12 protein-coding genes are annotated in these 15,831 nt (G+C 65.6%); 7 read left to right on the top strand and 5 right to left on the bottom strand.

The features are described from left to right. The first annotated feature begins 138 nt into the window (after positions 1-138). From W7U_RS04345 to W7U_RS04315, 7 genes are all read left to right on the top strand, one after another. Positions 139-1,560, top strand: coding sequence for a condensation domain-containing protein (locus W7U_RS04345; RefSeq protein ID WP_008255251.1), 1,422 nt, complete (start codon positions 139-141; stop codon positions 1,558-1,560). Positions 1,561-1,657: 97 nt separating this feature from the next. Continuing rightward, positions 1,658-4,666, top strand: coding sequence for an RND family transporter (locus tag W7U_RS04340; protein WP_051070677.1), 3,009 nt, complete (start codon positions 1,658-1,660; stop codon positions 4,664-4,666). A 57-nt stretch (positions 4,667-4,723) separates the two neighbouring features. Then, entirely contained in the window at positions 4,724-5,851 is a 1,128-nt protein-coding gene (gene pe / locus W7U_RS04335) for an acyltransferase PE (protein ID WP_020822102.1), read from the top strand. An 8-nt stretch (positions 5,852-5,859) separates the two neighbouring features. Beyond that, positions 5,860-7,626: an AMP-binding protein gene (locus tag W7U_RS04330; RefSeq protein WP_008255247.1), complete on the top strand. Its 1,767-nt coding sequence runs from the start codon at positions 5,860-5,862 to the stop codon at positions 7,624-7,626. A gap of 82 nt (positions 7,627-7,708) precedes the next feature. Then, positions 7,709-8,767, top strand: coding sequence for a dihydrodipicolinate reductase N-terminus domain-containing protein (locus W7U_RS04325; RefSeq protein WP_008255246.1), 1,059 nt, complete (start codon positions 7,709-7,711; stop codon positions 8,765-8,767). Between the two features lie 164 nt (positions 8,768-8,931). Beyond that, entirely contained in the window at positions 8,932-9,396 is a 465-nt protein-coding gene (locus W7U_RS04320) for an MmpS family transport accessory protein (RefSeq protein WP_179945074.1), read from the top strand. After that, positions 9,393-12,305, top strand: a complete 2,913-nt coding sequence (locus W7U_RS04315; RefSeq protein WP_008255244.1) for an MMPL family transporter — start codon at positions 9,393-9,395, stop codon at positions 12,303-12,305. The genes W7U_RS04320 and W7U_RS04315 overlap by 4 nt, the downstream gene beginning before the upstream one ends. Before the next feature lie 51 nt (positions 12,306-12,356). On the opposite strand, the gene W7U_RS04310 is transcribed toward W7U_RS04315, so the two are convergent. Genes W7U_RS04310 through nadD form a run of 5 tightly spaced genes read right to left on the bottom strand, consistent with a single transcriptional unit; the run spans position 12,357 to position 15,618 of the window. After that, positions 12,357-13,190, bottom strand: a complete 834-nt coding sequence (locus W7U_RS04310; RefSeq protein WP_008255243.1) for a DegV family protein — start codon at positions 13,188-13,190, stop codon at positions 12,357-12,359. Between the two features lie 5 nt (positions 13,191-13,195). After that, on the bottom strand, positions 13,196-13,933 hold the full coding sequence (gene octT, locus W7U_RS04305) for a diglucosylglycerate octanoyltransferase (RefSeq protein WP_008255242.1): 738 nt from the start codon (positions 13,931-13,933) through the stop codon (positions 13,196-13,198). Then, positions 13,923-14,597, bottom strand: coding sequence for a glucosyl-3-phosphoglycerate phosphatase (gpgP, locus tag W7U_RS04300; protein ID WP_008255240.1), 675 nt, complete (start codon positions 14,595-14,597; stop codon positions 13,923-13,925). The genes octT and gpgP overlap by 11 nt, the downstream gene beginning before the upstream one ends. After that, positions 14,594-14,989, bottom strand: coding sequence for a ribosome silencing factor (rsfS, locus tag W7U_RS04295; protein WP_008255239.1), 396 nt, complete (start codon positions 14,987-14,989; stop codon positions 14,594-14,596). Before rsfS ends, gpgP begins: the two co-directional genes overlap by 4 nt. Next, positions 14,986-15,618: a nicotinate-nucleotide adenylyltransferase gene (gene nadD / locus W7U_RS04290; protein ID WP_072501239.1), complete on the bottom strand. Its 633-nt coding sequence runs from the start codon at positions 15,616-15,618 to the stop codon at positions 14,986-14,988. Before nadD ends, rsfS begins: the two co-directional genes overlap by 4 nt. Between the last annotated feature and the right edge of the window lie 213 nt (positions 15,619-15,831).

The following is a 15,831-nucleotide window of genomic DNA, read 5'->3' as shown; positions in this document are numbered from 1 at the left end:
CGGTCGCCAAAGACCGGTCGGATCCGTGAGCGAGTGTAGGCGGTGGCCCGCGCAGGGGTGCGACGGCGATCACTTCGAGGGTTATCTTGGTCGCGACGCCAGCGTGCCGCGGCAGTTCAAACCGAGGAGGACGAAGTTTTGCGCATCGGGAAGATAACGATCGGCTCACTCGATGATTGGACGCTGACGCCGGGCTCGGTCACCTCATGGCACCCGACCGCCGCGGCCGCCGAAAAGGCCCGACAAGCCCCGGTCAGCTCCGTGCCGGTCAGTTATATGCAGGGCCAACACCTTCGCAACTACCGCGACCGCACGGCCGCCGGACTGAATTTCTCACGGCAGATCATCGCCACCTGTGAGGTCGCCGGGACGTGCGACATCGCCGCCATGAACCACGCCGTCAACACGTACCTGCGCCGGCACGACACCTTCCGCAGTTGGTTCGAGGACACCGGTGACGGGGAGTTCATCAGGCACACCATCGGCGATCCCGCCGACATCGAATTCGCGCCGGTCGAACACGGCGAGATGACGGCTGAGGACATTCATGCTCACGTGGTGGCCATACCGAATCCGCTGGAATGGGGCTGCTTCACGTTCGGAATCATCCAGAGCGAGAACCATTTCACGTTCTTTGCGGCCATGGATCATGTCCACGGGGACGCGACATTGATCGGCACCACGATGATGGAGGCCAACGGCATGTACACGGCGTTGAGCGGGGGCGGTGAGGCCCTTACTCTTCCCGATGCCGGCAGCTTCGAGGATTTCTGCATCCGCGAACGCGAATACACGTCGGCGTTGACTCTTGATTCGCCTGAGGTGCGCGCGTGGATTGACTTCGCCGAGAACAATAATGGGGGCTTTCCCGAATTCCCGCTGCCGCTGGGTAACCCGCAGGAATCCAGTAGGAGCGACATGACCTCCGAACTGTTGATGGACGTCGCGCAGACGGAGCGATTCGAATCGGCCTGCGCGGCGGCCGGCGCGCGCTTTGTCGGGGGCCTGTTCGCCTGCCTCGCCCTGGTGGAGCACGAATTCACCGGCGCCCTGACGTATTACGGGCTCACTCCGCGGGATTCACGCAAGGCCACCGACAATTTCATGACGCAGGGTTGGTTTACCGGCTTGATTCCGATCACCGTGCCGATAGCCGCCGCCTCTTTCGGCGACGCCGCATGGGCGGCGCAGGCTTCTTTCGATAACAGCCTGGACATGGCAAAGGTGCCCTACTACCGCGTGTTGGAACTGGCGCCGTGGCTGAGCTGGCCACAGTCAAACTTTCCGGTGTCGAACTTCTTTCACGGCGGCGCCGCCCCCCTCAACGCCATTCTTGCCGCCGCCGACCTGGGACTCGCAAACAATATCGGGATCTACCCGGACGGCCGGTATTCACATCAGCTGACCATTTACATATTCCGGTACGGCGAGGGCACGGTCATGGCGATTATGCATCCCGACAACCCGGTCGCCCGGAAATCGGTTGTCCGCTATATGGAAGCGATGAAGTCGGTCTGTGTGCGGGTCGCCGGCAGCGGGAGCTGGGGACGCGTCGCGTAGCGTGGAGCACTTCGATGGCACGTGATGCGAAATCGCGTGGTTTGACCGGGCCCGGTCGAGGGCGGCCGAGTTGCCGCCGACCGGGGGTGAGGGCGGTATGCGACGGCTAGCCGATTTTGTGGTGCGGTGGCCCTGGGCAGTGATCGGGATCTGGGTCGCGATTGCGGTCGCGCTGCCGCTGACCTTCCCATCGCTCGGCGAGATGGCCGAGAAGCACCCGCTCGCCATCCTGCCCAGCGACGCGCCATCGAGCGTCACGGCCCGAAAGATGACCGAGGCGTTTCACGAGTCGGGCTCGGAAAACCTCCTGCTGGTGGTCCTGACCAACGACAAGGGTCTGGGCCCGGCCGACGAAGCCACCTACCGCACACTGGTGGATACGCTGCGCCAGGACACGCGAGATGTGTTGATGCTGCAGGATTTCGTCAGCACACCGGCCCTGCGCTCGGCCGTGACCAGCAAAGACCACAAGGCCTGGGTGCTCCCGGTCGGCGTTGCGGGCGAGCTGGGCACTCCCAGCTCGTATGCCGCGTTCAACCGGATCGACGGCATCGTCCAACGCGTCGTCAGCGGCACGCCGCTGACGGTCAACCTGACCGGCCCCGCGGCGACCGTCGCCGACCTCACGGTCGCCGGCGCTCGGGATCGGATGCCCATCGAGCTGGCGATCGCGGTTCTGGTGCTCGTCGTCCTGCTGGTGATCTACCGCAGCGCGGTCACCATGCTGCTGCCGTTGCTGAGCATCGGCACATCCCTGGTCATCGCCCAGGCGGTGGTAGCGGGCTACTCCCAACTGACCGGGTCGGGCGTCTCGAACCAGTCCGTCGTCTTCCTCAGCGCCATAATGGCCGGCGCCGGAACGGATTACGCGGTCTTCCTCATCAGCCGGTATCACGACTATTTGCGGTCGGGTGCGAATTCCGATGAGGCGGTCCGGCGTGCGATGTTCTCGATCGGCAAAGTGATCGCCGCATCCGCCGCCACCGTCGGCATCACGTTTCTCCTCATCAGCTTCGCCCGGATGGGCGTGTTCAAAACGGTCGGGGCGTCGGCGGCGATCGGGATCGGTGTGGCATTCCTCGCCGCGGTGACGTTGCTGCCGGCCATCCTGGTGCTTGCGGGGCGACGCGGCTGGGTCGAACCCCGGCGCGAACTGACCGCACGATTCTGGCGGCGTTCGGGCATCCGCATCGTGCGCCGACCCAAGGCCAATCTGATTGCCAGTGTGCTGGTGTTGATCGTCCTGGCCAGCTGCGCCGGACTGGTGCGCTACAACTACGACGATCGCAAGGCCCTGCGGACTTCGGCGCCGAGCTCCATCGGGTACGCCGCGCTGGATCGCCATTTCCCGGTGAATCAGTCCATTCCGCAATACATCCTGGTCCAATCGCCGCGTGACCTGCGCACGCCCAAGGCCCTCGCGGACCTGGAACAGATGGCGGACCGGGTCAGCCAACTGCCGAATGTCGCTGCCGTCAGCGGCATCACGCGCCCGACCGGCAATGTGCCGGAACAATTCCGGGCGACGTATCAGGCCGGCGCCATCGGCACCCTGCTGGCGGACGGGTCCACCCTGATCAAAGATCACACAGGCGACCTCAACCGGTTGGTCGCCGGCGCGGGCACGCTGGCCGACAACCTCGGCAACGTGCGAGGCCAGGTCGTCCAGCTCGCCGCGAGTGTGCAGGAACTGGAGAGCGCCTTCGCGTCGGCGAAGAACCAGTACAGCGGCGACGCGCTGGTGAAACAGGTCGACCTCACGGCCCAGCTCGTCGACCATGTCAACGCGATCAGCAATTCCATGGGTTGGAACTTCTCGGCGGCCAAGAACGTCTTCGCCTGGATAGGCCCGGTGCTGGCGGCGCTGCAGGGCAACCCGCGATGCGATGCCGATCCGTCGTGCAGCGACACCCGCGGGGCGTTCGAGCAACTGGTCGGCCCGCAAAACCAAGCGGACCTCGACGCGATCAACGAGTTAGCCCATCGACTGCAGGAGTCCCCGGACAAACGGACGCTCAAGGCGTCGACCGACCGCGTGCGCGCCTCGCTGGCCAAGCTCACCAAGGTGTTGCACTCCATGGGGTTGGACAAACCCGGTGGCATGCAAACGAATCTGAACACTGTGCAAGACGGCGCGAACCGATTGGCCGGTGGCAGCCGCCAGGTGGCCGACGCCGTTGCTCAACTCGTCGACCAACTCAAGCAGCTCGGTAGCGGGCTCAACGAGTCGGCGGCGTTTCTGTTGTCACTGAAACGCGATGCGGCACATCCGGCAATGGCCGGGTTCAATATCCCGCCCCAGCTGCTGCAATTGGAGCAGTTTCAGAAGGCGGCCAAGGTTTTCATTTCGCCGGACGGCCACTCGGTGCGGTATTTGGTTCAAACCAAACTGAATCCGTTCAGCACGGAAGCCATGGATCAGGTCAACGCGATCATCGCGGCGGCTCGGGGAGCGCAGCCAAATACCGCGTTGGCGGACGCCACGGTGTCGATGGCCGGATATACCGTCGCGCTGAAGGACACGCGTGACTACTACCAGCACGATATCCGGTTCATCATCGCGGTGACGCTCATCGTCGTGCTGTTCACCTTGATCGCGCTGCTGCGCGCGATTGTCGCGCCGCTGTATCTGGTTGCTTCCGTGGTCATTTCGTATTTGTCGGCGGTGGGCATCGGCGTGCTGGTGTTTCAATGTCTATTGGGCCAGCAATTGCATTGGAGTGTGCCCCCGCTGGCATTCGTGGTGTTGGTCGCGGTGGGGGCCGACTACAACATGCTGCTCGTTTCGCGAATGCGCGAGGAGTCTGGACACAGCATGCGTTACGGCATCATCCGGACGCTGGGCTCGACGGGCGGCGTGATCACCGCGGCGGGTCTGATCTTTGCGGCCTCGATGTGTGGCCTGTTGTTCTCCAGCATCAGCACCGTGGTCCAGGGCGGTTTCGTGATCGGGGTGGGCATTTTGCTGGACACCTTCTTGGTGCGCACCATCACCGTTCCCGCCATCGCCGCGCTGGTCGGACGGGCGAACTGGTGGCCGTCACACGGGGGCGTGCCGTCGCCAAAACCGTCACTGGATGGACGCGCCGAGCCGCGGCCCGGTTAGCACCTGCACATGATGTATGTGAGACTACGAGGCGAATCCGAGCGGTCAGGAGTAGGGATGAAGAAACTACTCGCGGGAGTGACGGCGCTGGTAACCGTCGGTGCCACAGGGTGTTTCGGCGTCAATACCGCGACCGCCGACGAGTCGCCCATCGGCGGTCCGCCGACCCCGGGGGCCCCGGGCGACCAGACTGCGTTCGCGCTCGGCGGGGCTCACGTTCTGGGCATCCCCTACGACGAGTACATCCGCCAGGAGGGCGCGCAATGGTTCCCCGGTCAGAAGCGCGAAATCGTCCGTTACCCCGCGGGCCAGGTTCAGGGGCACGTGCTGGAGCGGCTCTTCCCGGGCATCGGCAAGCTCGATGAGCAGTTCCCGGGTCTGGGCGCGGACGGCCCCAGCGTCGGCGAGTCGGTGGACGTGGGAATCGACAACCTCGATGCGGCGATCCGCACCGGCCGCCCGGGTACGGCGATCGGCTTGTCGGAGGGCGCGTTCGTGGTCGACGGCGTGCAGGCTCGGCTGGCGAACGACCCGACCGCTCCCCCGCCGGACAAGCTCAACTTCGCCACGTTCGGCGACCCGATCGGGCGTCACGCCTTCGGTCAGAGCTTCCTGACCGCCATGTTCCCGGTCGGCAGCGTCGTCCCCGCACTCGACTACACCATGCCGCCACCGTATGAGAGCCAGTACGACACAAACAGGTTCGTGGCCGCGTACGACTCGATCGCGGACTTCCCCGACCGGCCGGACAACATGTTCGCGCTCGCCAACACGCTGCTCGGCCTCGCCACCGGTCACACGGCGGTGGCCTTCACGAACCCGAGCATGGTGCCGCCGCAGAACATCAGGACGACGATCAACTCCAGGGGCGCGAAAGACACGACGATCATGGTTCCGGAAAAGCACCTTCCGCTGGTCATGCCGCTGAAATACGTCGGGATTGACGAGGACACGCTGAACAAGCTCGACGCGATCCTGATTCCCCGCGTGAATGCGGGCTACTCGCGAAACGACGACCCGTCGACCGCCCCGGTTCAGGTGGACCCGGTGCACGGCTTCGACCCGGCGGAGGTCACCGCGCCGGCCAACCAGGCGACCTTCGGCGGCGACGCCGACCCGCTCTCGCAGATCCTCGCCGGTGCCACGTCCGTGTTGTCGCACGGCGCAAGCGAAGTTACCGACTGAGCGCGCCTATGTCTCAGTCGTCGATCCTCGCCATGCTGCACGGACGTGCCAGCCTGCGGCCCCACGACGTTGCCTACACGTTCACCGACTATCAGCACGACTGGGACGGTGTGCGCGAGACGCTCACCTGGTCGCAAGTCTCGCGCCGCACACTCAATGTGGCACGGGACCTCGGCCCGCACGGGTCGGTCGGCGACAGGGCGGTGATCCTGGCGCCCCAGGGCCTGGATTACATCGCGGCGTTCCTGGGATCCATGCAGGCCGGGCTCATCGCCGTGCCGCTGCCGCTGCCGCATCGCGGTTCCAGTGATGCGCGGGTGAGCGCGGTCCTCGCCGACACGTCGCCGTCGGTGGTTCTCACGACGTCCGACGTCGCGGAGGATGTCGCCGAATACGTCGACCGGGCACGCATGGACGATGTCCCCAAGATCGTCGAAATCGATTCGATGAACCTCGATGTCGAGGGCGAAGCAAACGTTCCGACGGATGATTTGCCGACCGTCGCGTATTTGCAGTACAGCTCGGGTTCGACCCGAACGCCGACCGGGGTGATGATTTCGCATCGAAACCTCGAGGCCAATTTCGAACAGCTGATGCGCAGCTTCTTCGTGGACTTCGGAACCAAGTTTCCGACGGAGGCCACGATCGTGTCGTGGTTGCCCTTCTACCACGACATGGGTCTGGTGCTGGGCGTCTGCGCGCCCATCCTGAGCGGCCACCGCGCCGAGCTGACGAGTCCGGTCGGGTTCTTGGAGAGGCCGGCCAGGTGGATGCGAACGCTGGCCGAACATCCGCACACCTGGTCGTCGGCGCCCAACTTTGCCTTCGACCTGGCCGCCCGCAAGACCACCGACAAAGACCTCGCCGGCCTGGACCTCGGCGACGTGCTGGGCATCATCAGCGGCGCGGAGCGTGTCGAGGCCGCCACCCTGCACCGCTTCGTGGATCGGTTCGCGCACTTCAATTTCCGGGACCACATGATGCGTCCTTCATACGGCTTGGCCGAGGCGACCGTCTTCGTGGCGACCGGCACCTGGAGTGAATCCACGCCGGCGGGCCACTTCGACGCCGAAGAGCTCGGGGCGGGCCGCGTTCGGCCGTGCGCACCTGGGAGGGGAACGGGGACCGCGAAAGCGACGGCGCTCGTCAAGTACCGGGTGCCGCAGTCGCCCATGCTCCGGATCGTCGACAGCGAGACGAGCTGCGAATGCCCGCCCGACGCGGTCGGCGAGATCTGGGTGCATGGCGAGAACGTCGCCGACGGATACTGGCGCAAAACGCCGGCCGAGCAGCGATGCTTCGGCGCCACGCTCGTCGACCCGTCACCGGGGACGCCCGACGGTCCCTGGCTGAGGACCGGCGACCTGGGTTTCATCCACTCCGGCGAGCTGTTCATTGTCGGCCGCATGAAGGACCTGCTGATCATCCGCGGGCGCAACCACTATCCCGAGGACATCGAGGCGACGGTCCAAGAGATCACGGGTGGTCGGGTCGCGGCGATCTCGGTGCCGGTGAACAGCACCGAGAAGCTGGTCACGGTCATCGAGCTGAAGAAGCGTGGCGATTCCAGCGGGGAGACCCAGGACGTCAGGCACTGGCTCACCTCCATCAAAACCGACGTCACCTCGGCGATTTCCAATAACCACGGCGTGAATGTGGGGGACCTCGTCCTGGTACCGCCCGGGTCCATTCCGACCACGACAAGCGGCAAGATCCGGCGCGCCGCCTGTGTGGAGCAGTACAGCCAGCACCAATTCGCCCGTTTGGACGCCTGAGCCCGCCCGGTGGACGCGCGCGCGCCGGCCGGTAGCGCGCTTCGCATAATGGTTCCACCCCCGCAGCGGCAAAGGAGCCACGATGAGCGCAGCCAGCACTGACCGTCCCCTACGCGTCATCCAGTGGACGACCGGGAACATCGGGCGGCGCTCGCTGCACGCCATCATCGGGCGGCCCGACATGGAACTCGTCGGCGTGTACGCCCACGGCGAGGAGAAGGTCGGGGTCGACGCCGCCGAATTGGCGGGCTGGCCGCAGCCGACCGGGGTGCAGGCCACCAACGACATCGACGCGCTGATCGGTCTGGGCGCCGACGCGTGTTGCTACAACCCGTTGTGGCCCAACATCGACGAGCTGGTGCGGCTGCTGGAATCGGGGGTCAACGTGTGCACCAGCGCGGCCTGGATCACCGGCGGCAAGCAGACGCCGCAGGACCGCAAGCGAATCGAAGACGCCTGCCGACGCGGCAATTCGACGATCTTCGGCAGCGGCGCGCACCCGGGCATGACCAACATGGTCGGCATGGTGCTGTCCGCCTCGTGCGAGCGCGTCGACGAGATCCGCATCACCGAGTCGGTGGACTGCTCGACCTACGAATCGGCCGAAACCCAAACCGCCATGGGGTTCTCGCAAGACCCCGACACTCCGGGGCTGGCCGACAGCGTGCGCCGGGAGAGCGAGGTCTTCGCCGAGTCGGCCGCGATGATGGCCGACGCGATCGGCGCGAAGCTGGACAAGATGACCTTCGACGTCACGTTCACTGCGGCGACCGGCGACTCGGATCTGGGGTTCATGAAGATTCCCGCCGGAACCGTCGGCAGCGTCTACGGCTATCACCGCGGCTGGGTCGGCGATCGCAACGTCGTCAGCGTCGGGTTCAACTGGACCATGGGCAACCATGTCGTCCCGCCCAAACCGCTCGAGCACGGGCACGTCATTCAGGTGTTCGGCCTGCCCAACATGCGCACGGTTCTGCACTGCCTGCCGCCCAAGGACTGGACGGAGCCCGGGTTCATGGGATTGGGAATGATCTACACCGCGATGCCGGTGACCAACGCCGTCCCGGCGGTGGTGGCGGCCAGGCCGGGCATCGTGACGCTGGCGGATTTGCCGCCGGTCACCGGCCGGCTCGCCCGATAGGGCCTATGCCGTTCGCCACAGCCGGCCGCCCCAGGAGGAACGCTTGCGTGCACTATGGTTAGGATGCCTAGCTGAGCAAATTTTCCGTTGACATCGATGTCGTCGGCGATGGTTGGTGAGCTTTGCGGCGAGGCCCGAAGCGGTGGGCGAAAGGCGGTCAGGTGATGGCTGATCCGAAAACAGGTCCTCGCCCCGGCATCGTGACCCGCGTGCTCAAAAATGGGTGGATACCGCTGCTGCTGGTCGTCGTTCTGGCTTTGTCTGCACTCGTGGTGTCGCGGCTGCACAAGCTCTTCGGCTCGGAAGATCTCAACGCGAACGCCGGCAAGGGGATCGAAATCGTGCAGTTCAACCCGAAGGTCGTCGTCTACGAGATTTCCGGCGCCCCGGGCACCACGGCAAACATCAACTACTGGGACGAGAACGCCAACACGCATCAGGTCGACAACGCGCCGCTGCCGTGGTCGACGACGATCTCGACCACGTTGCCCTCGGTGAGCGCCAACATCATGGCGCAAAGCAACGGCCCCACGATCAACTGCAAGATCACCGTGGACGGCGTCGTCCGCGACAACCAGAACTCCGACGGCCATAACGCCCAGACCTTCTGCCTGGTGAAGTCCGCATGAGCAATGTGAACAACGAGACCGATTCCGGCGCCAGAAGCGCCGAAGACGACGCAGCCACCGGCCCCATCAAAGCGGGGGGCCTGTCGAAGGCCGAGCGCGGCCACCGCCCCTACCTCCCCCACGCGATCCGCATCTTTGCGATCCCGATCATCCTGGGCTGGTTAGTGATCACCGTCTTGGTGAACGTCCTGGTCCCCTCCCTGGAAGTGGTCGGCGAGGCGCATTCGGCGCCGATGACTCCCCTGGACGCGCCGTCGATGAAGGCGATGATGCGGCTGGGCAGTAACTTCCACGAATTCAACTCGAACAGCACCGTGATGATCGTCCTGGAGGGTCAGCAGCCGCTGGGCCCGGACGCGCACAAGTACTACGACAAGCTGATCCGAGACCTGCGCAAGGATCCCGCGCACATCCAGCACATCCAGGACTTCTGGGGCGACCGCCTGACCGCTGCGGGAGCGCAGAGCGCCGACGCCAAGGGCGCGTACGTGCAGGTGAACCTCGCCGGTAATCAGGGCACCACGCAGGCCAACGACTCCGTGGACGCCGTCCGCAAGGTGATCGATGAGAACAAGGCGCCACCCGGCGTGAAGGCCTATGTCACCGGCCCCGCGGCGCTGTCCGACGACATGCACATCATCGGTAACGCCAGCCTGGCCAAGATCACGCTGTTCACCCTGGGCGCGATCGCGATCATGCTGCTGCTGGTCTACCGGTCGATCGTCACGACGCTGATCCAGCTTTTCATGACCTTCGTGGCGCTGGCGTGTGCGCGGGGCGTCGTCGCGGTTCTGGCCTATAACAACGCATTCGGGCTCACCACGTTCGCCGCCAACATCCTCACCATGCTGGCGATCGCCGCGGGAACTGACTACGGCATCTTCCTCGTCGGGCGATATCAAGAAGCGTTGGCCGCCGGTGAGGACCGAGAAACGGCTTACTACACCACATTCAAGGGCGTCGCCCCGGTCGTCCTGGGCTCCGGACTGACGATCGCGGGAGCGACCTACTGCCTGAGTTTTACCCGGCTGCCCTGGTTCAACACCATGGGCGCGCCGGTGGCGATCGGCATGCTGGTCGTGGTGCTCGCCGGGCTTTCCCTCGGCCCCGCGGTCGTCTTCGTCGGCAGTCGCTTCCACTTCTTCGAAAGGCAGGCGAAGCGAGGGCGACTGTGGCGCCGGGTGGGCACCGCGGTAGTGCGTTGGCCCGCACCGATTTTGGCCGTCAGCGCCGCCATCGTCCTGGTCGGCATGGTGGCACTGCCGGGCTTCAAGCCCAGCTACAACGACCGTCACTACCTGCCGTTGTCCGCCCCCGCCAATCAAGGGCAAGAAGCCGCGAATCGGCACTTCTCCGAGGCCCGGATGAACCCCGACTTGTTGATGGTCGAATCCAACCATGACATGCGAAACCCGGCCGACATGCTGGTGTTGGACCGGGTGGCGAAAAACGAGATGCGCACGCTCGGCATCGCCATGGTTCAGGACATCACCAGGCCGCTGGGCATCCCGATTCAGCACAGCTCGATTCCGTTCCAGAACAGCGTCCAGAGCCAGACGACGATGCAGAACATGGGCTTTCTCAAGGAGCGCATGAACGACATCCTCAAAATGGCCGATGACTTGCAGACCCAAATCGACACCACGCAGCGCCAGTACGAGGTGTCGCTCGATTTGGCCAACGCCGCCGACGACAGCGCCAAGACCACGCAGGTGACGTCGCAGATCACCGACAGCCTGCGCGACCACATCGCCGATTTCGACGACACGTTCCGGCCTGTCCGTACGTACTTCTACTGGGAGAAGCACTGCTACGACATTCCCGTGTGCATCGGGCTGCGATCTTTGTTCGACACGTTCGACGGGTTCGACCAATTGGCCGAGCAGTTCCACTATTTGACGACCGACATCACGCACACCGCCAAAGCGTCACGCGACCTGACCGAGCTGTTTCCCACGCTGATCGCCACTTTGAAAACGACCAGAGGCATCACGCTGACGCTCTATCAGACGTTCAAGGCGATGATCGACCAGATGGAGGCGATGAGCAACACCGGGATCGTCATGGGTCAGAGCTTTGATCAGTCGAAGAACGACGACTTCTTCTACCTGCCACCAGAAGCCTTTGACAACCCCGACTTCCAGACGGGTCTGCGCATGTTCTTGTCGCCGGACGGTAAGTCGGCGCGATTCTTCATCACCCACCAGGACGATCCGATGACGCCGGAGGGAATCGAACGGGTGGCGGCCGAACGCACCGCCGCGCAGGAGGCGCTGAAGCAATCCTCGCTGGCCGACGCCAAGGTGTATCTCGGCGGAACCGCCGCGACGTTCAAGGACATGGCTGACGGTGAGAAGTACGACCTGATGATCGCCGTCATCGCGTCACTGACGCTGATCTTCATGATCATGCTGCTGCTGACCCGAAGCGTGGTGGCCGCGCTGGTCATCGTCGGCACCGCTGCCAGCTCGATCGCGGCGTCTTTCGGTCTGTCCGTGCTGATTTGGCAGGATTTGTTCGGCATCAATATCCACTGGATCGTGATGGCGCTGGCGGTCATCATCCTGTTGGCCGTGGGATCCGACTACAACCTGCTGCTGGTGTCCCGGTTCAGGGAAGAGATCCATCACGGCCTCAAGACCGGGATCATTCGGTCGATGGCCGGGACCGGTGGGGTGGTGACGGCCGCGGGTCTGGTGTTCGCGTTCACCATGGCGTCCATGCTGGGGAGCGATCTGCGCGTGCTCGGTCAGTTCGGGTCGACGGTCTGCATCGGTCTACTGCTCGACACGCTGATCGTGCGCACACTGCTGATGCCGTCGATCGCCACCCTGCTCGGGCGGTGGTTCTGGTGGCCGCAGGTTGTTCACCCGCGCGGCGACAACGCGCGACGCCCGGTCAGCGCCTAGGCCGATGGTGGCGACCCGCAGCGCCCGGCTTCGCCGCGCTTGCGATCGCCACTAAGCTTCCGCGAGTTGGACGCTCACCGCGACCGCGCCCGCGCCGACGTGCAGCGCCAGCACCGGTCCCAGCTCGGTGACGATCGCGGGCTCACACGCCGGTAGCCGCTTGCCCAGCGCCGTCGCCACCTCGGTGGCGCCGTCCGGGTTGTTGACGTGGTGCACCGCCAGGGCTGCGGTGCCGTCGTCGACGACCTGGCAGACCCGGTCGATCATCGCCTCCGTCGCGTGACTGATAGTCCGGACCCGTTGGGCCAGAACGAGTTTCCCGTCATCGATACGCAACAACGGTTTGAGCGCCAGCGCGGTGCCCAGCCAGGCCTTGGCGCCCCCGATGCGGCCGCTGCGGCGCAGGTTGTCCAACCGGTGCACCACGATGAAGGCGTGTCCGCGGGCCACTGCCTCGCGGGCAGCATCCGCGACGGTGTTCAGGTCACCGCCCGTGGCCGCCGCCCGGGCGGCGGCCACGGCCACGAATCCGGTGCCCATCGCCGCCGATTTGGAGTCGATGACCCGCACGTTGGGATCCAGATCGGCCGCGGTGCGCTCGGCGGCCCGGCAGGTTCCCGACAGCGCCGACGAAATGTGCACGGCCACCACACCATCGGCGCCGCTGTCGGCCAGCGCCTGTTGGTACGCGTCGGCGAGTTCGGCCGGGGTCGCCGCCGCGGTGGTCGCAGCCAGCTTGTGGATGTCACCCGGAATGTCGTCCACGCCGTCACGCAGGTCGGTGCCGTCGAGCAGGATGTGCAGGGGCACAACGCGTATCCCCCACTTGTCGAGCAGGTCGGCCGGCAGACGGGCCGACGAGTCGGTCACGACCACGACAGTCACGAGCGCTACCCGCGGGGTTTCTCGTTCGAGATGCCGGCCTCGGCGAGCGCCTTGAGCATCAGCTCCGCGACCGCCTGGTGGGCCTCGAAATTCCAATGGATTCCGTCGGGGTTTCCCCGGCCGTTCATAACGTGTTCTGCGACAGCGGCTTTGAGGTCGACCAGGGGTACATCGTGGCTTTGCGCCCACGCGGTGATGGCGGCCACGGTCCCCGCCCGACCGTGGTGGGCCCGGCCGTAGGTGTCGGCGATGTGCACCGACGGCAGCGAGGCCACGATCGGGATCCCGGGGCGGTTGAAATCGATTGCCCCACGGGTCTGTTCGAGATAGTCGGCGCTCAGGTGCGGCGGCAGGGCGGGCCTGGCCACCGGGGAGAGCCTGGGCTGCAGCCACCCGTAGCCGTCGCGCACCCACCGTCGCAGCCACGGCGGTCGCACGTAGCGGATCAGCTCACGCAGCGCGGTGGGCAGCACCGAGGGCAGCGAATCCATGCCGCCGGTGGCGAAGATGACGGCTCCCGCACGCGGTAGCGCCGCCCACGCCCGCGGGTCCTGGGTTGCCGCCCACCAGACGTCCCGACACGTCCAGCCGATGCGACCGATCAGCTCCACATCCCAATCCAATTGGGCAGCAACGATGTTCGGCCAGATGCGGGGATCGTCGGCGGGTAGGCCGCCGGTGGGGCCGTAGTAGGCCAGCGAGTCGGCGAAGATCAGCAGTGTGGGACGTTGTTCAGAGGACATCGTTGGACACCTGTGCCGAGGCGTTCCATACGTCCAGACGCCAGCGGATGCTCTCGAATTCGTCGTCCTCGTCGCCGGAATGGCCGGAAAGCTGAACCCAGCTGGCGTTGCCCATGCCACCCAGAACCGGCCAGTTGCCGACGGGAAGCTTCAACAACGCGGCCGACAGCGCGGCGATCAGCCCGCCGTGGGCCACCAGCACCACCGGGCGGTCCGGCCCATCGGGATCACCCCATTCCGGCTCGGCGGCGGCCAGTTCGGCGACCAACGGCACGCTGCGCGCCGCGACATCCACCCGGCTTTCGCCGCCATGCGGGGCCCAGGTGGCGTCTTCGCGCCAGGCCAATCGGGCGCCGGGGGCCTGCGCGTCGACCTCGGTATGGGTCAATCCCTGCCAGTCACCCAGATGCGTCTCCCGCAGCCGCTGATCCACCCGGATCGCCAAGCCGGTCACCTCCCCCAGCCTGACCGCGGTGTCGTAGGCGCGATGCAGGTCCGACGACACGATCAGCAACGGCTGCACCTTGCCCAGCACCTCGGCGGCGGCGATGGCCTGCGCCCGCCCGAGTTCGCTGAGTTCGGAATCGAGCTGGCCCTGCATCCGGCTGCCGGCGTTGAACTCGGTTTGCCCGTGCCGCAACATGATCAGCCGACGAATCTTCATTGCGCGCTCGAGTCTTCGGAGTCCCCGCCGCGCTCGTCGAGGTCCACCGGCACCACCGGGCAGTCGCTCCACAACCGGTCCAGGGCATAGAAGTCGCGGTCGTCCTGGTGCTGAATGTGGACGACGATGTCGCGATAGTCCAGCAGCGTCCAGCGGCCCTCGCGGGTGCCCTCGCGCCGCGCGGGTTTGTAGCCCGCCTTTCGCATTTTCTCCTCGACCTCGTCGACGATGGCGTTGACCTGTCGCTCGTTGGACGCCGAGGCGATCACGAAGCAGTCGGTGATGGCGAGTTGGGCGGAGACGTCGATGACGACGACGTCGTCGGCGAGCTTCGCGGCGGCGGCGCCGGCGGCCACCGTCGCCATGTCGATGGCTTCCCGCGTGGCGCTCACGTGGACTCCTCGCCGCCCGGCTTGCTGTAGAGCCGCCGCTTGGAGACGTACTGCACGACACCGTCGGGCATCAGGTACCACAGCGGACGGTGCTCCTCGGCGCGGCGGCGGCAGTCGGTCGACGAAATCGCCAGCGCCGGAATCTCGACGAGCGTCAACGCGTCATCGGCGAGCTCGCCCAGGACGCCGGTGATGTGGTCGTGGCTCAACTCGTAGCCGGGGCGGCTGACGCCGACGAAGCGGGCCAGGTCGAACAGTTCCTCCCAGCCTTGCCAGGACAGGATGGATTCCAGCGCGTCGGCGCCGGTGATGAAGAACAGCTGGGAATCCGGGTTCAGCGCGCGCAGGTCGCGCAGCGTGTCCTTGGTATAGGTGGGGCCGGCGCGGTCGATGTCGACCCGGCTCACCGAGAACCGGGGATTGGACGCCGTGGCGATCACGGTCATCAGATAGCGGTCCTCGGCGGCGGAGACGTCGCGGTCCTTCTGCCAGGGCTGGCCGCTGGGTACGAACACGACTTGGTCGAGGTCGAACAGGTCGGCGACCTCACTGGCGGCAACCAGGTGGCCGTAATGGATGGGGTCGAACGTCCCACCCATCACTCCTAACCTGCGAAGCTGCTTTTGCACGATGTGCCAGCTTACTTGAGGCGGTGATCAGGGCCTGTCCGAGCTGTCGTCACATGCGCCCCATCAGTCCCCGCTCGGGGTCGCATGCCTTGTGCCCACCTCCGAGCGACAACACCCGAGGCGGGCCGGCTTGTCGCTCGGAGGTGGGCGCAAGCAGTGTCGTCTCGGCCGGAGACTGCCGTGACTGGTGTGACAAGAGGTGCAGCAGCGACC

Source organism: Mycobacterium sp. H4Y (assembly GCF_000364405.1).
Classification (GTDB): domain Bacteria; phylum Actinomycetota; class Actinomycetes; order Mycobacteriales; family Mycobacteriaceae; genus Mycobacterium; species Mycobacterium intracellulare.
This window is presented reverse-complemented; position numbering and strand designations above follow the sequence as displayed.

Coding starts and splice junctions, on each gene's coding strand:
- W7U_RS04340 (WP_051070677.1), top strand. CDS start 1,658: ATGCGACGGCTAGCCGATTTTGTGGTGCGGTGGCCCTGGGCAGTGATC.
- pe (WP_020822102.1), top strand. CDS start 4,724: ATGAAGAAACTACTCGCGGGAGTGACGGCGCTGGTAACCGTCGGTGCC.
- W7U_RS04330 (WP_008255247.1), top strand. CDS start 5,860: ATGTCTCAGTCGTCGATCCTCGCCATGCTGCACGGACGTGCCAGCCTG.
- W7U_RS04325 (WP_008255246.1), top strand. CDS start 7,709: ATGAGCGCAGCCAGCACTGACCGTCCCCTACGCGTCATCCAGTGGACG.
- W7U_RS04320 (WP_179945074.1), top strand. CDS start 8,932: ATGGCTGATCCGAAAACAGGTCCTCGCCCCGGCATCGTGACCCGCGTG.
- W7U_RS04315 (WP_008255244.1), top strand. CDS start 9,393: ATGAGCAATGTGAACAACGAGACCGATTCCGGCGCCAGAAGCGCCGAA.
- octT (WP_008255242.1), bottom strand. CDS start 13,933: ATGTCCTCTGAACAACGTCCCACACTGCTGATCTTCGCCGACTCGCTG.
- gpgP (WP_008255240.1), bottom strand. CDS start 14,597: ATGAAGATTCGTCGGCTGATCATGTTGCGGCACGGGCAAACCGAGTTC.